Annotated in this window: 13 protein-coding genes; 5 read left to right on the top strand and 8 right to left on the bottom strand. The window is 68.0% G+C overall.

The genetic code is table 11. The features are described from left to right. Positions 1 to 194 precede the first annotated feature (194 nt). From C0541_RS05250 to C0541_RS20995, 3 genes are all read left to right on the top strand, one after another. On the top strand, positions 195 to 1,049 hold the full coding sequence (locus C0541_RS05250; protein ID WP_115046405.1) for a class I SAM-dependent methyltransferase: 855 nt from the start codon (positions 195 to 197) through the stop codon (positions 1,047 to 1,049). 358 nt (positions 1,050 to 1,407) lie between these two features. Then, positions 1,408 to 1,986, top strand: coding sequence for a pseudouridine synthase (locus C0541_RS05255; protein WP_115046407.1), 579 nt, complete (start codon positions 1,408 to 1,410; stop codon positions 1,984 to 1,986). 109 nt (positions 1,987 to 2,095) lie between these two features. Then, positions 2,096 to 2,275, top strand: a complete 180-nt coding sequence (locus C0541_RS20995) for a hypothetical protein (RefSeq protein ID WP_153064959.1) — start codon at positions 2,096 to 2,098, stop codon at positions 2,273 to 2,275. Positions 2,276 to 2,549: 274 nt separating this feature from the next. Here the strand turns inward: C0541_RS20995 and C0541_RS05265 are convergent, their stop codons facing one another. Both C0541_RS05265 and hrpB read right to left on the bottom strand, forming a co-directional pair. Then, positions 2,550 to 2,981, bottom strand: coding sequence for a hypothetical protein (locus C0541_RS05265; protein WP_115046412.1), 432 nt, complete (start codon positions 2,979 to 2,981; stop codon positions 2,550 to 2,552). A 300-nt stretch (positions 2,982 to 3,281) separates the two neighbouring features. After that, the gene (gene hrpB, locus C0541_RS05270) at positions 3,282 to 5,783 is read right to left on the bottom strand and encodes an ATP-dependent helicase HrpB (RefSeq protein WP_115046416.1); all 2,502 of its coding nucleotides are present in this window, start codon (positions 5,781 to 5,783) and stop codon (positions 3,282 to 3,284) included. Positions 5,784 to 5,966: 183 nt separating this feature from the next. Between hrpB and C0541_RS05275 the strand changes: the two genes are divergently transcribed. Then, complete coding sequence (locus tag C0541_RS05275; protein ID WP_161959894.1) at positions 5,967 to 8,084, top strand: methyl-accepting chemotaxis protein; 2,118 nt, start codon at positions 5,967 to 5,969, stop codon at positions 8,082 to 8,084. A 125-nt stretch (positions 8,085 to 8,209) separates the two neighbouring features. On the opposite strand, the gene C0541_RS05280 is transcribed toward C0541_RS05275, so the two are convergent. The 6 genes from C0541_RS05280 to C0541_RS05310 all read right to left on the bottom strand — a co-directional run bounded on the left by C0541_RS05280 (position 8,210) and on the right by C0541_RS05310 (position 16,160). Then, positions 8,210 to 8,938, bottom strand: a complete 729-nt coding sequence (locus C0541_RS05280; RefSeq protein WP_238601285.1) for a hypothetical protein — start codon at positions 8,936 to 8,938, stop codon at positions 8,210 to 8,212. Positions 8,939 to 9,783: 845 nt separating this feature from the next. Continuing rightward, positions 9,784 to 10,827, bottom strand: a complete 1,044-nt coding sequence (gene lpxK / locus C0541_RS05290) for a tetraacyldisaccharide 4'-kinase (protein WP_115046419.1) — start codon at positions 10,825 to 10,827, stop codon at positions 9,784 to 9,786. Beyond that, on the bottom strand, positions 10,824 to 12,593 hold the full coding sequence (gene msbA, locus C0541_RS05295) for a lipid A export permease/ATP-binding protein MsbA (RefSeq protein WP_115046421.1): 1,770 nt from the start codon (positions 12,591 to 12,593) through the stop codon (positions 10,824 to 10,826). The genes lpxK and msbA overlap by 4 nt, the downstream gene beginning before the upstream one ends. Beyond that, positions 12,590 to 13,054 carry an ExbD/TolR family protein gene (locus tag C0541_RS05300; RefSeq protein WP_115046423.1) on the bottom strand — a complete coding sequence of 155 codons (465 nt, stop codon included), beginning with the start codon at positions 13,052 to 13,054 and terminating at the stop codon, positions 12,590 to 12,592. The genes msbA and C0541_RS05300 overlap by 4 nt, the downstream gene beginning before the upstream one ends. Positions 13,055 to 13,057: 3 nt before the next feature. Then, positions 13,058 to 13,687 carry a MotA/TolQ/ExbB proton channel family protein gene (locus tag C0541_RS05305; RefSeq protein WP_115046425.1) on the bottom strand — a complete coding sequence of 210 codons (630 nt, stop codon included), beginning with the start codon at positions 13,685 to 13,687 and terminating at the stop codon, positions 13,058 to 13,060. Beyond that, positions 13,575 to 16,160: a DNA internalization-related competence protein ComEC/Rec2 gene (locus C0541_RS05310; RefSeq protein WP_115046428.1), complete on the bottom strand. Its 2,586-nt coding sequence runs from the start codon at positions 16,158 to 16,160 to the stop codon at positions 13,575 to 13,577. Before C0541_RS05310 ends, C0541_RS05305 begins: the two co-directional genes overlap by 113 nt. Before the next feature lie 257 nt (positions 16,161 to 16,417). Between C0541_RS05310 and C0541_RS05315 the strand changes: the two genes are divergently transcribed. After that, a complete protein-coding gene (locus tag C0541_RS05315; protein ID WP_115046430.1) occupies positions 16,418 to 17,482 on the top strand; it encodes an SDR family oxidoreductase in 1,065 nt (354 codons plus the stop codon). The last annotated feature ends 61 nt before the right edge of the window (positions 17,483 to 17,543 follow it).

A 17,543-nucleotide genomic window follows, 5' to 3' on the forward strand; every position in this document is an offset into this window, starting at 1 on the left:
ATGCGTGTCGAAGTTGCGTGTGACACCTGCGTGGATTCAGCGTTCCGCAGATCGCGCTCATCGGCTCACGTCGTTTGAACATGTCGCCCGCTGCGCCCGATGCGAAGCGTGGCGCAGCGTACGTCTCCCTGTACATGGCAGGCGTCGGGCCGCGTGCTAGGCTCGCGCTACTTTTTCCCGTAAAGGGCGCTGCGATGATCCGCAACAAGCTGGTGTGTGCATGTGTGGTGGGGATGGCAGTGGCGATGAGCGCGCCACTGGCAATGGCAATGAAACCGGCCGATAGCGCCAGCCTGCCGGCGCCCGATGCGGCGCTGCAGAAAGCCATCGACGGCAACTGGCGCGATCGCGTCTACGTGCAGCGCGATGTCTATCGTCATCCGGGCCAGACGCTGGCATTCTTCGGCATCAAGCCGACCCAGACCGTCATCGAAATCACCCCGGGCGGCGGCTGGTACTCCGAGATCCTGGCGCCGTACCTGCGCGACAAGGGCAAGTATGTTGCCGCGGTGGTGGACCCGGCCGCCGTGCCGGAGGGCCGCGGGCGTGATTCGGCGCAGCGCGGACGCGACGAGCTGGAGAAGAAATTCGCCGCCAGGCCGGAGGTGTACGGCAAGCCGTCGTTCGTCTCCTATGTGCCCAAGACGCCCTCGTTCGGCGTGGACAATTCGGCCGATCTGGTGCTGACCTTCCGCAACGTGCACAACTGGCGCATGGGCGGCAATGCCGAGGCGATGTTTGCCGGCTTCTACAAGGTGCTCAAGCCCGGCGGCGTGCTCGGCGTGGTCGAGCACCGTGCCAAGGCCGACGTGCCGGCCGACGACAAGAGCGGCTATGTCGGCCAGGCGCAGTTGATCGCGATGGCCGAGGCAGCCGGGTTCAAGCTGGCCGGCAAGAGCGAGGTCAACGCCAATCCGCGCGACACCAAGGACTATCCCGGTGGCGTGTGGACGTTGCCGCCGAGCAACAGCCACGACAAGGCCGACGCTGCCAAGTACAAGGCAATCGGCGAGAGCGACCGCATGACCTTGAAGTTCGTCAAGCAGTGAGGCACCGCCTGCAGGCCGACGCATCGCGCGTCGGCCTGCAGGTCTTTGGCTTTCCGCTGCGGCGCGTCGCTGCCGGGATGACGCACGGCATCCGATGACGGCACGGCCAGGCGCACGACCGCATGGATGGCGCGGGCAACGTAATGATGGCCAGCCAGGCCGACGCTGCGGGGTTCGCACGCAATCGGCCAATGACGTAGAACCGCCCGCGTCGCGCCGCTCGCTGCAGCAGCGTTCAATGCCGTTGCCGGCAGGTGCCGTGCACCACCTGTCGTGCGTGGCGCGACCTCGTCAACTTGATGCACGACCTCACACGCCACGCGTGTGTCCTGCAACGACCTTGCGCAACAGGATTGGCATGTTGGTGTTGTTGAACAAACCCTATGGCGTGCTGTCGCAATTCAGCGACCGCTCGCAGCCGCCCAAACGCACGCTGGCCGAGTTCGGCCTGCCGGCCGATGTGTACGCGGCGGGCCGTCTGGATCACGACAGCGAAGGCCTGTTGTTGCTGACCGACGATGGTGCCTTGGCGCATCGCCTGACCGACCCGCGCCACAAGCAGCCCAAGACGTACTGGGTGCAGGTGGAAGGCGACCCGGCGCCGGCACACCTGCAGGCCTTGCGCGATGGCGTGCTGCTCAACGACGGCCCGACCCGTCCGGCCAAGGTGCGCAGGCTCGAGCCGGCACCGGACCTGTGGCCGCGCGATCCGCCGGTGCGAGTGCGCAAGACCGTGCCCGATGCCTGGCTGGAGCTGCAGATCACCGAAGGCCGCAATCGCCAGGTGCGGCGCATGACCGCCTCGGTGGGCCTTCCGACCCTGCGTCTGATCCGCGTGGCGATCGGCGACTGGACGCTGGATGCGCTTGCACCCGGACAGTGGCGCGTCGAACAGACGCATGCCGTGCGGCCGGGCAGGACGCGGCGCGGCGCCTGATGCAGGCGCTGCAGCGGTCGCCCTGGCGCACGGCGCGTGCACCATCTTCGGCAGCATCGATAACGCGGAGCGATGCAGGGTGGCATGCCCGGGATGGACGATCCGCCGGGTGTTCCATGACCGGGAGGAGACGCTGAAGCTGGCCGTTCGGGTCGCCACCCTCGACCATGGCCGTATCGAGCCGCTCGACACGCCGGCGCTGCACCGATCCGTCGTGCGTCACGCCAGGCATGACGATCGCAGCGGCGCGAGCGGGGACAGGCAAGCGATCACGGATGGCCGGCAATGACCACGGACGCGTCCATGCACCGTCGCATCCCTCCACCACGCGCGTACGCGCCGATGCCTGGCTGATTGCGTGCCGGCACCGATCGCATCGTCGTCCACAAACGACAACGCCACGGCGCGGGGCGATGGTGTTGTCGGTTTCTGCCTGGACCTCAGGCATGTTCGCGCCGATGCCTGGCTGATTGCATGCCGGCACCGATCGCATCGTCGTCCACAAACGACAACGCCATGGCGCGGGGCCATGGCGTTGTCGATTCTTGCCTGGACGTGAGGGCTTATTCGATCCCGTCGCTCGGCGTCACTGCGCCGCGACGCTGGTAGGCCGCGCGACGTGCGCTGGCATTGCCGGCGTTTTCGCGATCCAGGCGGTGCACGTTACCGCCGGGGAGCTGCTGGTCGCGCTGGCGCTTGCGATACACGGCGTAGCCGATCAGGCCCAGGCCGGCGACGGCAGCAGCCACGGTCACGGCCGGGTTGCGCTTGACCACTTTGCCGACAACCTTGCCGCCGGTGCGTACGGCACCCAGCGCTGCGCCGGTCTTCAACCATTCGCTGGCGCCCGGGCCGAAATGACGCAGGCTGCTGCCTGCATGACGGGCCTGGTCGCCGGCATTGGAGGCGGCGTGACGCAGGTGGTCGCCAGCATTGCCAGCCAGTTCCAGGGCACGCTCCAGGGCGCGTTCGGTGATCACAGTCAGCTTGCTCATTGGAGGCGTTTCCTTTCTGAGTACGTGGGCCGCAGTGTGTGGGCTGATGCGTATAGACCGTGTTAGCGGTGGTGGAGCTTGTTTGGCTTGCGGTTAAGTAACGCTGCGGTGCGCGTTGGGCGCGGGAGTCTGAGCAGCGGTAAACGACACATCGATGCGCATGCGCGTCGCTTCCCTTCTCCCACCGGGAGAAGGGACCCGAAGGGCGGATGCGGGTACGTGCGAAGCCCTCGCGTTGTTCAACCGCACGTGGCTTCGCTCTTACCCTCGCCCCGACCCCTCTCCCGCGGTGAGAGGGCCTTAAGTGCCACGCGGTTTCGCCCTGTGCGTTGCAGTCGCAGTCCAAGGATCGTCGGGCCACGGATGGCGCGGATACCGCCCCTTCATCTCCTTCCTGACATCCGGATAGGTCGTGACCCAGAAGCTCTTCAGATCCTGGGTGACCTGCAACGGCCGCCCGCCGGGCGAGAGCAGATGCAGGGTCAGCGGGATGCGGCCGTCGGCAATGCGCGGGGTTTCGGCCAGGCCGAACAGTTCCTGCAACTTGACCGCCAGCACCGGCGGCAACGGCTGCCCGGCGTGGTCGAGGGCGTAGACGATCTGCCGCTCCATGCCCGAGGGCACGCTGATGCGGTTGGGCGCGTGGCGGTCGAGCAGCTGGCGGCGGTCCCACGGCAGGGCGGCCTTGAGCGCTTCGCCCAGCGTGGCCTCCTCCAGCGCATCCAGGCGGGTCTTGCCGGCGAAGGCCGGGCGCAGCCAGGTGTCCAGCGTGTCCAGCAGCGCCGTATCGGACAGATCGGGCAGCGCCAGCTCGGGCATCCAGGCGCGCAACGACTGCAGGCGTGCCCGCCATTGGCGCAGGCCGTCGGTCCAGGGCAAGGCATCCAGGCCCAGTTGACGCACAGCCTCGGTCAGCGCGCCGGCCGCTTGCGCCGGATCGACGCGGCCGGCCGGGCGGCTGTCGAGCACGATGCGGTCGAAGCTGGATTGCCGGCGTGCGACCAGGGCGCGCTTGTCCGCATCCCATTGCACCAGGTCCTGCTGCACGAAGCGCTCCGGCACGCTGCGGCGCAGATAGCCTTCGTCCACCGGCGCGGCGCGTAGCAGCAGCGCGTCCTTGGCTTCGTAACGCAGTTCGCTGGCGACCAGCCACGGCTCGCCGCGCAGGTCGCTGTGGTCGAACAGGCGCGCGCTGCGGCCGTTGGCGAGCAGGTAGCGCAGCGGGTCGTTGGGGTGGCGTGTGGCAATGCGGTCGGGGAAGGCGTGCGAGAGCAGGTCGCCCAGTGCATGCGCTTCCACGCTGGCCGGCGGGGCGCTGTCGCAGCGCAGCCGGCGTCGCCATTGCCTGGCGGCGCTGTCGATCGCGGCCAGGCCGCCGCGGTTGGCATCGTGCGCGCTGCGACCCTGCCGGAAGGCGGCCAGTGCGCGCCAGCGCGCAGCCAGCCCATCACCGCCCTGACGCAGCGGGTCGCGTGCTTCCAGCAAGGCCGCCAGGTCGCAGGCCAGCGCCACGCGGGTCGCATCGCCGGCCTGCGCCAGCATCGCGGCCAGGCGCGGATGGGTGCCCAGCGCGAGCATGCGCCGGCCCAGCGCGGTGATGCCGCCGCTGCCGGTGAGCGCGCCCAGCCGCTGCAGCAATTCGTGTGCGGCGGCCAGCGCGCCGGCCGGCGGTGCATCGACGAAGCGCAGCGCGGCGCTGCCCCAGGCGGCGAGCTCCAGCGCCAGGCCGGCCAGCTCCACCTGGGTGATCTCGGCGCGCCGCTGCGGTTCCAGCCGTTGCGATTGCGGCCACAGCCGGTACGCCCAGCCGCTGGCCACGCGTCCGGCGCGGCCGGCACGCTGGTCGGCCGAGGCCTGCGCAATGGTGGTGACGTCCAGCCGCGAGAAACCGCTGTTGGGGTCGTAGTGCGGCTCGCGCGCCAGCCCGCTGTCGATGACCACGCGCACGCCGGGCAGGGTCACCGAGGACTCGGCCACATTGGTCGCCAGCACCACGCGGCGGCGCCCCGACCGGTCCGGCTGCAGCACCTGGCTTTGCGCTTCCACCGACAGCTCGCCATGCAGCGGGAGCACCTGCACGGCCGGGTCCAGCACATCCTGCAGGGCACCGTGCACACGTGCGATCTCGCGTTGGCCAGGCAGGAACACCAGCACATCGCCCGGATGGGTGGCCAGGGCGTGTTCCACCGCACGCCGGGTCTGCGGCTCCAGTGCTTCGTCGCGGCGCGCGGGAAAGTGCGCGATCTCCACCGGGAAGCTGCGCCCGGCGCTGCTCAGGCGCGGCGCGTCGAGAAAGCCGGCCAGGCGCTCGCCATCGAGCGTGGCCGACATCGCCACGATGCGCAGGTCTTCGCGCACCTGCGCCTGCACGTCCAGCGCCAGCGCCAGGCCGAGGTCGCCGGCCAGATGGCGTTCGTGGAATTCGTCGAACAGCAGCGCGCCGACCTGCTCCAGCATCGGGTCGTCCTGGATCAAGCGGGTCAGGATGCCCTCGGTGACGACCTCGATGCGGGTGCGCGCGGAGGTCTTGTTCTCGAAGCGGATGCGGTAGCCCACGGTCTCGCCGACCGGCTCGCCCAGCTGGCGTGCCATGAACACCGCGGCGCTGCGGGCAGCCACGCGCCGCGGTTCGAGCATCACGATGCTGCGCCCGGCCAGCCACGGCGCGTCCAGCAAGGCCAGCGGCACCTGGCTGGTCTTGCCGGCGCCGGGCGGGGCTTCCAGCACCAGCCGCGGGTGGGCGGCCAGGCTGTCGCGCAGCTGCGGCAGCAGGGGGGAGATCGGAAAGGCAGGCTCGGTCATGCGCGGGGAGGATACGGGGCTGCCACGGATGGCGCGATGGTCAGGCGGTTGGGTGAAGCCTGTCAGGGAATCCGGAAGTGCTCCGCCTTTCTGGCACGCAAGCGATGATTCTGCCGGCCAGCGCCGCTTCAGATCGGTCAGACGCAAGTCGATAACCAGTGCAATCCCCACTTTGGATGCACCATGTCTGCTGCCACCCCGAAATTCGTCAGCTTGCAAAGCAAGCTGCTCGGCGCACTCGCGCTGGGCCTGTCGATCATCCTGCTGTGTGCCCTTGGTGGGTTGGGTACGGCGTGGCTGAGCCTGTCGGGCAAGGTGCCGCCGGAGGTGGCGCAGGCCTCCAGCAGCGAGGAGATCACCCGCGATTTCCGCCTGCAGGTGCAGGAATGGAAAAATGTCCTGATCCGCGGGCGCGATCCGGCGCAGCTGGACAGGCACCTGGGCGCCTTCCGCGAGCAGGGCCGGAAGGTGCAGGCAGGCACCGCCGCGCTGGCCAAGGCCACCCGGGACCCGCAGGCGCGCAAGCTGGCACAGGACTTTGCCAGGGCGCATCTGGGTTTGCAGAGCAGTTACGAAGCGGCACTGGGCCAGTTCGCCGAGTCCGGTTACGACACCCAGCTGGGCGACCAACTGGTCAAGGGCCAGGACCGCGCGCCCAGCCAGACGCTGGACGCGCTGGTGACGCGCAGCAAGACCCTGGCCGATGCCGCGGTGCTGGCCGGTTCGCAATCGGCGCAGCACAAGCTGGTGCTGTCGGCGGTGGCCACCATCGTGGCGGCGCTGTGCCTGGTGGCGGTGCTGGGCTGGTGGATCCGTCGCTCGATCGTGCGCCCGATCGAACACGTCGCACGTGCGGCACGCCAGGTGGCGGCCGGCGATCTGTCGGCGCGCGCAGCGGTCAGCAATCGCGATGAAATCGGCCTGCTCGGCCAGGCCATGGGCCAGGTGGTCAACACGCTCACGGATGTCTCCACCGCGCAGGCCGACATGGCACAGCGCCACGAAGCCGGGCAGATGAGTTTCCGCATGGACGCGCAGGCCTTCCCGGGCGCGTACGGCCGCATGGTCGACGACACCAATGGCCTGATCGGCGCGCAGGTCGGTCTGATCGGCGACATGCTGCAGGTGATGCAGCATTACGCGGTCGGCGACATGTCGGTGGACATGCCGCGCCTGCCGGGCGAGAAGGCGCAGATCACCGAGGCGATGGACACCACCAAGCGCAACCTGGCGGCGATCAACGGCGAAATCCGTGGCCTGGTCGACGCGGCTGCGGCCGGCGACTTCGCCACGCGCGGCAATGCAGAGGCCTACCAGTTCGAATTCCGCGCCATGGTCAGCGGCGTCAACGGCCTGATGCAGAACGTGGACCAGAACCTGGCCGAGCTGTCGCAGCTGCTCAAGGCGATCGCCGATGGCGACCTGACCGCGCGCATGCACGGCAACCAGCAAGGCGTGTTTGCGCGCATGCGCGACGATGCCAACGCCACCGTGCAGCGCCTGACCGATATCGTCGGCGACATCACCCTGGCCGCGCAGACCATCCGCACCGCCTCGGCGGAAATTGCCGCCGGCAACAACGACCTGGCGCAGCGCACCGAACAGCAGGCCGCCAACCTGGAAGAAACCGCCGCCTCGATGGAAGAGCTCACCTCCACCGTGCGCCAGAACGCCGACACCGCGCAGCAGGCCAGCCGCGGCGCGCAGGCGGCCGCGGAGATCGCCGGCCGCGGTGGCGAGATGGTGGCCAGCGTGGTCGACACCATGGGCGAGATCGAGGTCTCGTCGAAGAAGATCGCCGAGATCATCAGCGTCATCGACGGCATCGCGTTCCAGACCAATATCCTGGCCTTGAACGCGGCTGTGGAAGCCGCACGGGCGGGCGAACAGGGCCGTGGTTTCGCCGTGGTCGCCACGGAGGTACGTGCACTGGCGCAGCGTTCGGCCGGCGCGGCCAAGGAGATCAAGCAGCTGATCGATGCTTCGGTGGACAGCGTGGAGCGTGGCAGCGCGCGCGTGGATCAGGCCGGGCAGACGATGCAGCAGATCGTGCAGTCGGTGCAGCAGGTCACCACCTTGATCGCGGAAATTTCCGCCGCATCGCGCGAACAGTCGTCCGGCATCGAGCAGGTCGCCCGCACCGTCAACGACATGGACGAAACCACCCAGCGCAACGCCGCACTGGTGGAAGAAGCCTCGGCCGCGGCACGGGCGATGGAAGAGCAGGCGGTGGACCTGAGCGAAGCGGTATCGGTATTCCGCCTGGATGCACGCCGGCCGCGGTTGGCGGCTGCGGCTTGATTTGGTCGGTCGTTGTAGTGGTGGCCAGGCGCGGTATTTCTGATGCGGGCGCAACGCGCCTGCTGCTGGTCTACGCGAAAAGCCACCAATAGCCAGATGCGCAAGCCGCACACGCTGGTGCAGCTTCAATCGGTTGGCCCGGTTGGCCCGGTTGGCCCGGTTGGTCCGGTTGGTCCGGTAGGTCCGGTTGGTGCGGCCGGCGGATCGACGTCGCCCTGATACTGCTTGCCGAAGCACTTCTGCAAACGCTGATCGCGCTCGCGTTGCGTACACGGTTGGCGCAGTGCGCCGGTCATCGACAGTGCCGCGCCAGCAAGCTTGGAACGAAATGCCCAGGTCTGCTGGATCTCGCCGCCATCCGGGGTCCAGGCGTTGGCAAAGCGCGTTGTCTGATAATCCACCGGTGCTGTGTGTTGCATGGGATTGCGTGCGGAAGCTGCCGTGCCGACGACAGTGGCCGGCAGTGAAAGATTCAACGACTGCGAGTGAGTGCCGGAGGTGGCAGCGGTGCTGTCGGATGGGCGTGCTGATGGCTGCTGCATGTCTGCCTCTGGCATTGCTTGCGTGCTGCGAGTCATCGCCGCGTTTATCCCAGCGCTTGCCGCGCGTAGCGGCGAGGTTGACCGGGGGAGCATGCTGGACGGTGGTGTCTGCGGACTGGTTGTCTGCAGCGGGCGCGGCACAACTATCAACCTCATTCGCGGCGTATTGGCGCGTTCCCGATCCGTTGCGACGATCGGCAGTGTGCGGACTAGCCACAGCGCGAACAGGCCATGCAGGGCAAGCACCGCCACGATGGCCAAGACGCGCTCGAGTTGCCGGTCGTCAGCACGGCGCTGTGTCGCAGGGTCCATCCGATCACGTCCGTGTGTGCAGGACGCGAGCATATCGGCAGTGGCGTTGGATTTGCGTTTGGCGCTAGTTGCTAGCAGACATGCGTTACCTGCGATCGACTGGTCTCGCAGCGGCGTTTGGCTTCGGTCAGGAGCCGGGTCGGTCGAGTGCGCGGTGCCCTCACCGCTCGCGGGACATGCCGTGAACCCGTCCCTGAAGGCTCGGTGGCGGCATCCATGCCGCCACACGGTCCCGCAAGCGGCGAGGACACCGCACCAGAGAGTGGGTCGATGGTTTTTTCAAAAGTGGGCTATCTCGCTGGTTGCAGTGGCTTGCTGATGCGGGCCGCAACTGCAGGACAGTCAAGCGCATTAACGGTACCTCGTGCAGTGCTTGCACCGTGCACACCGACCATCTCGACAGGTCCTTGCCCGCCCGCCGTCGCGGGACCTGACGCGGCATGGATGCCGCGTCAGAGCCTTCCTGTCTGCGGGTGTCGCCGGTCGGCGTGGTGGAGACATAACGGCCAGGCAGGGCCCCGACGATTCCGTAGGAGCGCCCTTGGGCGCGATGGGGCGTCTCGGTAAAGCCTGTCGCGCCGAGGGCGCTCCTACAGGGGCGGCGCGGCGTGTCGTAGGAGCGCACCTGGGCGCGATGGGGCGTTCCCGGGGCAGCCCGGTCGCGCCCGGGTGCGCTCCTACGAGATGGTGGTCGGTCGCCGGTCTGCGGATGTCGCTGGTCGGCGTGGTGAAGACATAACGGCCAGGCACGGTCCCGACGATGATGGATTCACCGCGTGTCCCGCGATGGTGGGTGGGCAAGGGCCCTGCAACCAAGCCGCGGATCACCACTAGCGGCGCAGCGATCAAACGCCCTGCCGACTTGCCAACTTGTCCAGCCGATCCAGCAGACTCACCCAGAACGCTGCCGGCAACTCCGCCTTGAGCGGCACGCTGTACAGCCACTCATCGGCGAACGGCCGGCATTTGACCGCGTCTTTTTCCGTCATCAGCACCGGCAGGCGGCTGCCGAAACTGAAGTCGGCGGCGCGATAGACGTGGTGATCGGGAAAGGCATGCGGGACCACGCCAATGCCGCGCGCGCGCAGCATCGCAAAGAAGCGTTCCGGATGCGCGATCCCGGCCACTGCATGCACGCGCTGGCCGGCCAGCCTGCTCAATGGCTGGGTGCGCTTGCCATCCATCGGTTGCACGCTGTCGATGCTCAGGCGCATCTGCCACTCGCCGAATCCGGCGTCATCGGGCGCGGGCGTGGGTGTCGTCGTCGCTGCGCTGGCCTGGCCCAGGTTGACCACGCGGAAATCGCAGTCGCGCGCACGCGCCGCCGGTTCGCGCAACGGCCCGGCCGGCAACAGGCGCCCGTTACCGTAGCGGCGCTGGCCATCGACCACTTCGATCTCCACATCGCGGGCGAGCCGGTAGTGCTGCAGCCCGTCATCGCAGACGACGATGTCGCAGCCGGCTTCGACCAGGGCGCGCGCCGCGGCCAGGCGATCGCGGTCCACGCGCACGCGGGCGCCGGTTTTCCAGGCGATCAGTACCGGCTCGTCGCCGCCGAGCGCCACCGGCGTGTCCGCTTCGACCCAGCGTGCGGTCTCCGACGCCTCGCGGCCATAACCGCGGCTGGCGACACCGGGCGTCCAGCCGGCTTCCTGCAACCTGGTGACCAGGGCAATCGTCAACGGGGTCTTGCCGGTGCCGCCAGCGGTCACGTTGCCCACCACGATCACCGGCACCGGCACCCCATGGCGCTTGCGCCAGCCGCGACGATACAGGGCGCGACGCAGCGCGATGGCAGCACCATAGACCGGCGCCAGCAGGCGCGCCGGCAGCGGGATCGGCGCATTGTCGTACCAGTAGCCCGGCGTGCGGGTGCCGCGCTTGCTCATGCCTGACGTTCGCGAAACTGCATGCCGTGCAGGTGCGAGTACAAGCCACCCTGCTCCAGCAATTGATGATGGGTGCCGCGCTCGACGATGCGGCCCTGGTCCATCACCAGTACCTGGTCGGCATGTTCGATCGTGGACAGGCGGTGAGCGATCACCAGGGTGGTACGGTCCGGCATCAATTTATGCAGGGCGTCCTGCACCAGGCGTTCGGATTCGTTGTCCAGCGCTGCGGTGGCTTCGTCCAGGATCAGGATCGGCGCGTCCTTGAGCATCGCGCGCGCAATCGCCAGACGCTGGCGCTGGCCGCCGGACAGGCGTCCGCCCTTGGTGCCCACATGCGACTGCAGGCCTTCGGGCAGTTGCGCGACGAACTCCATCGCATTGGCGCCCAGGATGGCGCGTTCCAGCTGGCCGGCGTCGGCACTGCGCATTTCGCCATAGGCGACGTTGTCGGCGATGCTGCCGTCGAACAGCATCACCTGCTGGCCGACCAGGGCAATCTGTCGACGCAGATCGGCCAGTGCGTACGCCTGCACCGGGTGCCCGTCGAGCAGGATCTGCCCGGACTCTGCCTCGTAGAAGCGCGGGATCAACTTGATCAGGCTGGACTTGCCGCTGCCGGAACGCCCGACGATCGCCGTCACCGTGCCCGGCTGCGCCACGAAACTGACCTCGGCCAGGGCCGGATTCACCTGCCCCGGATAACGCGCAGTGACATTGCGGAATTCGATCAGGCCCCTGGCACGCGTCAGCGGCACCGTGCCCTGGTCCGGCTCATCGGGACTGTCGAGCACCGAGAACAGGCGCTCGGCCGAGGCCAGGCCACGCTGCACCATGTTCTGCACATTGGTGAGCTGCTTGAGGCCCGGAATGATCGTCAGCATCGAGGTCATCAGCACCACGAAATCACCTGCGGTCAGCCGCCCGGCCAATGCCTGCGCACCAGCGACGAACAGCAGCGCCGACAGGCCGATCGCACCGATCATCTGCACCGTGGCGGTGGAAATGCCGCGGGTGGATTCGACCTTCATCGCCAGCCGCAGGTTGCGGTCGGCCAGCGCACCATAGCGCTCCATCTCGGTCTGCTGGGCGCCGTAGATCTTGACCTCCTGATGGCTGGACAAGGTCTGGTCGGCCGCCTGCAACAGATGCGCGCCGCTTTCCTGGATGCTGTGGCTGATGCGGCGATAGCGCCGCGCCACCTTGTCCATCACCCAGGCCAGCACCGGCGCCAGCACCAGGATGGTCAGAGTGACCTGCCAGCTATGCCAGAGCATCAGCGCCAGCGCGCCGATCACCTGCAGCGACTGCTGGATCATCACCTTGACCGCATCCACCGCCGCCTGCGCCACCTGGTCCGAGTCCGAACCCAGGCGGATCAGCATCGACGGCACCGGCTCGGAATCGAAGCGCGAACCCGGCAGGCGCAGGTATTTGGACATCACCTTGACGCGCAGGTCGCGCGCGATGCTGCGTGCGGATTTGCCCATCGCCATGTCGGTGATGTAGCCGGCGACCCCGCGCACCACGAACAACAGGATGATCTGCACCGGCAGCCAGCGACTGACTTCGGCGTTCTTGTAGATGAAGGTTTCGTCGGTGATTGGCTTCATCAACGCCAGGAAGCCGGTCGTGCCTGCCGCCTCGACCAGCGCGGCAATCAGCGCGGCGACCAGCAACAGGCGGTACGGCTTGGCAAACGCCAGCAGGCGACGGTACGTGCGCCAGGACGAGACTGGCGCCGGGCGGTCGTTGGAGGTGGTCACTGGCGGGTTCCGTTGTTGCGTGTGTGGCCGGGTGTGGGTGTGGTGCCGGCCTGCGGCGCCGTGGCGATTGCGATGCGGCGGAAGCCGAGCTGCCCCAGCGCATCCTGCGCGGTCACCACCGCCTGATACGGCGTGCGTGCGTCCGCGCGCATCAACACCGTCTGCTCGCGGTCGTCACCGGCGATCTGGGCAATGGTCTGCTTGAGCGAATCCACATCCGAACGCAGCACTTCCTGATCGTTGATGAAATAACGCCCGTCGGCATTGACCAGCACGCTCAATGAACGCGGCGGCGCGCTGGTGTGTTGGTCGCTGGCGGTCGGCAGCTGCAATTGCAGCGTGGAGCGTGCGTCGAAGGTCGTGGTCACCACGAAAAAGATGATGAGGACAAGGATCACGTCAATCAATGGCACCAGATCGATATGCGGCTCGTCCTGGCTTCGGTCACTGCCGATGCGCATCCGTCAGCCCTTTGCCATGACGGGTTTGCCAGCTGCCGCGAGCGCTGCCGCAGCGGCTGGCACAGCGCGGCCGTCCATCGTGTCCAGCAGCAAGCCGGCTTCCTGCTCCATCTCGATGATGTAGCCGGCGATGCGGCCCTTGAAGAAGCGATGCGCCATCAATGCCGGTACCGCAATGATCATGCCGGTGGCCGTGCACACCAGCGCCTTGCCGATGCCGCCCGCCAGCTGGTTCACATCGCCCACCCCGTGATCGAGGATGCCCAGGAACATCTGGATCATGCCGACCACGGTGCCCAGCAGTCCCAGCAACGGCCCGGCCGAGGCGATCGTGCCCAGGGCATTCAGATAGCGCTCCATGCGGTGCACCACGTGCCGGCCGGTGTCCTCGACGCGCTCGCGAATCAACTCACGCGGACGACCACGTAGGTCCAGCGCAGCGGCAAGCAAGGCGCCCAGCGGCGAATTGCGCCGCAGCGATTCGATGTGGCCTGGATCCAGCCTGCCGCGTGCAGCCCAGTTACGGACCTCTTCGCCCAGACCTGGAGGGGCCACCTCGTTGCGGCGCAGGCTCCACAGACGCTCCAGCACGATCGCCAGGGCGATCACGCCCAGCAACAGCAATGGCACCATCGGCCAACCGCCTGCCTTGACCAGCTCCAACACGATTCGATTCCTCCGGCGACGCGGCCGCCTGTTCGCTGGTCGATAGGATAGCAGCCGACCGCCGCCGTTCCGCAGCATCCCACAGCCGTGGCTGCCAGCGTCGCCGCTCACGTACTTGCAGGCCGTGAACGCCCAGCCAGACCCGGATCGCCCCGGCCTGGGCCGTGTCGAGCAGCTCGGCGCCACTGCCCTGCCAGCGCTGCACCACCGCGGCCCGCGGGTGGCCGAAGCGATTGCCGTGCCCGGAGGACACCAGCGCCAGTCGCGCGCCGGTGGCGGCAATGAAGCCGGCATGCGATCCGTCGGCGCTGCCATGGTGCGGGACCACCACCAGGTCGGCACGCAACTCCGGGGCATGCTCCCGCAACAGGCGCCGCTCGACGATCTCGCCGATATCGCCCGGCAACAGCGCGCTCGCATGGCGTGTCTCGACACGCAGCACGCAACTGGATTGATTGCGCAGATACGGAAAGCCGGCGCCGGGATGCAGGAAGCGAAAGCGCACACCGTCCCATACCCACTGCTGTCCGGCACGACAGCGCGTGCTGACGTCCAGCGGCGCCTGTGGCGGCGCAGTGGTCATTGCAACGGGCAATTCCGCACGCACCGCTGCATAGCCGCCAGCGTGGTCGGCGTCGGCATGACTGAGCACGATGGCATCCAGGCGGCGCAGGCCGAGCGCGCGCAATGCCGGCAACACCACCCGCTCGCCGGCATCGAAACCATCGCGCACCGCCGGGCCGGTGTCGAACAGCAGCGCATGCCGTTGCGTGCGCACCAGCACCGCCAGGCCCTGCCCCACGTCCAGCACCTGCACATCCGCCTCGCCGGCGCCAGGCAGTTCGCGGTCCGGCCACAGCAGTGGCAGCCAGAGCAGCACCGCCAGGGCTTTGCCGGGCGTGCCGCGCGGCAGCAACAACCAGAACGCGCCCAGCAAGGCCATGAGCAAGGCGATCGCATCGGACTCGGGTACCCACCACAACGCCACCGATGTCTGCCCGAGCCAGACCAGGCCCGGCCAGGACAGCTCGAAGCACCAGCCCGCCCATCGCCATGCCCACACGCCCAGGCCCGGATGAAGCGCTTCCAGCGCAGTCCCCAGCAAGGCAAGTGGCACCACCACGAAGGTCCACCAGGGAATGGCGACCAGATTGGCCAATGGCCCCACCAGCGACGCCTGCCCGAACAGGCTGACGGTCAACGGCAGCAGGCCGACGGTGGCCACGGTCTGGGCGGACAGGAAGCCCCGCACGATCGCGCGATCGTCCGCTGGCAGGCACCACACCAGCCAGGCCACCCCGGCAAAGCTGAGCCAGAAGCCGGCCACCAGCACGCTCAGCGGATCCCACAGCAGCACTGCCAACATCGCCAGCGCGAGGATCTGCGCGGTGGTGGCACGGCGCCGTAGCACCCGCGCCAACGCGATTACGGCAATCATCAGCACGGTGCGCACCGTGGGCAGCGCCAGACCCGCCAGCACCGCATAACCCGCCGCACCGAGCAAGGCGGCGACTGCTGCCGCGTGGACGCGCGGGATCCGCATTGCAAGCGCCGGCCAGCAACGCCAGAGCCCGGCGACCAGCACGGCGACGACTGCAGCGACCAGCCCCACATGGAATCCCGAGATCGCAATCAGATGGCTGAGCCCGGTCGCCCGCAGCGTGGCCCAGGCAGCGTCGTCCAGCCCGCGCGTGTCGCCCAGCGCAAGCGCGCGCAGGTAGGGCGCCGACGGCCCGGGCACGCGCTCGGCAATGCGCTGCGACATCCCTTCGCGCCAGGCATCCACGCCACGCGGTGCCGCGACCTGCCGCGCAGCGGCCGGCACCCGTACATAGCCGGTCGCGGCAATCCGAAGTGCCAGCGCCTGCCGCTCGGCATCGAACCCACCGGGATTGCGCAAACCACGCGGCGCACGCAGCTTGAGCCGTAGTTGCCAACCCGCGCCTGCGCGCAGCGCGCCACGCGGCCCCACGCGCTCGGCACCGAAATCGTCATACCAAGCCAGCTGCAGCAGCTTGCCGCGCAGTGCGCCAGGCTGTGCGGGATCGTCGTCCACGCGCAGTTGAAAGCGCGTGCGTCGTGGCTCGGCGACCGGCAATTCGACGATCTGACCGCGCACCGTCAGTTCTCGCGCTTCATCTTGCGGGCGCAGTTGTGCCTGCAGGACACCGGCGACCTGCCAGCCCATCAGGCCGAAACCGAAAACGGCGGTGGCCAGTGCCCACGCCAGCACGCTTGGCCGCGGACGCAGCCATGTGCTGACGCCGATGCCCAGCGCCGCTGCACCAAGGCAGGCCGCATAGACCGCACGCGGCAGCAGCGCAGGCGACCATGCGCACACCACGATGCCCAGCAACAATGCCGCTGCGATCGTCATCGTCGATACGCGCTGCGGCGAAGGCGATGCCTGTGCTGACGCATGCATGCTGTCGGTCGCCATCCTGGCCGTGGTCCATCCACCGACTCAGGTTAGACCCGCGCCGGCGTCCGGCACAGCGGCGATCGGTGCAGTGCCTGGTAGGAAAACGGCGGCGCCTGCCGTGGTGCATCAGGCCGCGGGAACGTCCTCCTATCGGCCGCGCAACACGCTGGGCAGGACAGTGTGTACGGGTCGCACATCGACCGTACCGGCCTGCATTCGCCTCGATTTCATGGCCGCCGCGCTATGTTCGCCACTGTTTTCGAGGAGTTTCCCCCATGCGTAAAGGCACTGCACTGATTGTCGGCGTCACCGGCATTTCCGGTTACAACCTCGCCAATGTCCTGGTGGCAGACGGCTGGACCGTCTACGGCCTGGCACGGCGCCCGCTGCCTCAGGATGGCGTGATCCCGCTTGCTGCCGACCTGCTGGATGCCGAAAGCACCGGCAAGGCGTTGCGTGGCCTGCCGATCACCCACGTGTTCTTCTGCACCTGGACCCGGCGCGACACCGAGCGCGAAAACGTCGAAGCCAACGGCGCGATGATGCGACATCTGTGCGAAGCGCTGAGCGATGCGCCGCTGCAGCACATGGCGCTGGTCACCGGCACCAAGCACTACCTGGGCGCGTTCGAGAACTACGGGAGCGGCAAGGCCGAAACCCCGTTCCGCGAAAGCGAACCGCGCCAGCCCGGCGACAATTTCTACTACACCCTGGAAGACCTGTTGTTCGCGCATGCCGAGCAGCATGGCTTCGGCTGGAGCGTGCATCGCTCGCACACCATGATCGGCATGGCCAACGGCAGCAACGCGATGAACATGGGCGTGACGCTGGCGGTGTATGCGTCGCTGTGCAAGCACACCGGCCAGCCGTTCGTGTTTCCCGGCTCGCAGGCGCAGTGGAACAGCCTCACCGATCTGACCGATGCCGGCCTGCTCGGCAAGCAGCTGGCCTGGGCCGGCCTGAGCCCGGCCGCGCGCAATCAGGCCTTCAACACCGTCAACGGCGATGTGTTCCGCTGGCGCTGGATGTGGGGCCAGATTGCCGACTTCTTCGGGCTCGAAGCGGCGCCCTGCCCCGAGACCCCGCAGCCGCTGGAGGCACGCCTGAGCGAGACCGCCCCGGCGGTATGGAGCGAGATCGCCAGGCAGCATGGCCTGGTGGAAGCCGACGTCAACCGGCTGGCATCCTGGTGGCACACCGATGCCGACCTGGGCCGAGAGATCGAGTGCGTCAACGACATGACCAAGAGCCGCGAGCTGGGCTTTGTGGATTTCTACGACAGCCGCGCATCGTTCCTGGAATTGTTCACGCGCCTGCGCGCGCAGCGCATCATTCCCTGATGCGCCACCGGTCGGCGTCACCGACGTGACGGCGACCGGTTGCTGTCGACGCGAGCATCGA

The sequence above is a fragment of the Xanthomonas arboricola genome (genome assembly GCF_003353015.1).
In the GTDB taxonomy this organism is placed as follows: domain Bacteria; phylum Pseudomonadota; class Gammaproteobacteria; order Xanthomonadales; family Xanthomonadaceae; genus Xanthomonas; species Xanthomonas arboricola_E.

Excerpts from the sequence above, each read along its gene's own strand:
- C0541_RS05250 (WP_115046405.1), top strand. The coding sequence starts at position 195 with ATGATCCGCAACAAGCTGGTGTGTGCATGTGTGGTGGGGATGGCAGTG.
- C0541_RS05255 (WP_115046407.1), top strand. The coding sequence starts at position 1,408 with ATGTTGGTGTTGTTGAACAAACCCTATGGCGTGCTGTCGCAATTCAGC.
- C0541_RS05265 (WP_115046412.1), bottom strand. The coding sequence starts at position 2,981 with ATGAGCAAGCTGACTGTGATCACCGAACGCGCCCTGGAGCGTGCCCTG.
- hrpB (WP_115046416.1), bottom strand. The coding sequence starts at position 5,783 with ATGACCGAGCCTGCCTTTCCGATCTCCCCCCTGCTGCCGCAGCTGCGC.
- C0541_RS05275 (WP_161959894.1), top strand. The coding sequence starts at position 5,967 with ATGTCTGCTGCCACCCCGAAATTCGTCAGCTTGCAAAGCAAGCTGCTC.
- C0541_RS05280 (WP_238601285.1), bottom strand. The coding sequence starts at position 8,938 with ATGGACCCTGCGACACAGCGCCGTGCTGACGACCGGCAACTCGAGCGC.
- lpxK (WP_115046419.1), bottom strand. The coding sequence starts at position 10,827 with ATGAGCAAGCGCGGCACCCGCACGCCGGGCTACTGGTACGACAATGCG.
- C0541_RS05300 (WP_115046423.1), bottom strand. The coding sequence starts at position 13,054 with ATGCGCATCGGCAGTGACCGAAGCCAGGACGAGCCGCATATCGATCTG.
- C0541_RS05305 (WP_115046425.1), bottom strand. The coding sequence starts at position 13,687 with ATGGTGCCATTGCTGTTGCTGGGCGTGATCGCCCTGGCGATCGTGCTG.
- C0541_RS05310 (WP_115046428.1), bottom strand. The coding sequence starts at position 16,160 with ATGGCGACCGACAGCATGCATGCGTCAGCACAGGCATCGCCTTCGCCG.
- C0541_RS05315 (WP_115046430.1), top strand. The coding sequence starts at position 16,418 with ATGCGTAAAGGCACTGCACTGATTGTCGGCGTCACCGGCATTTCCGGT.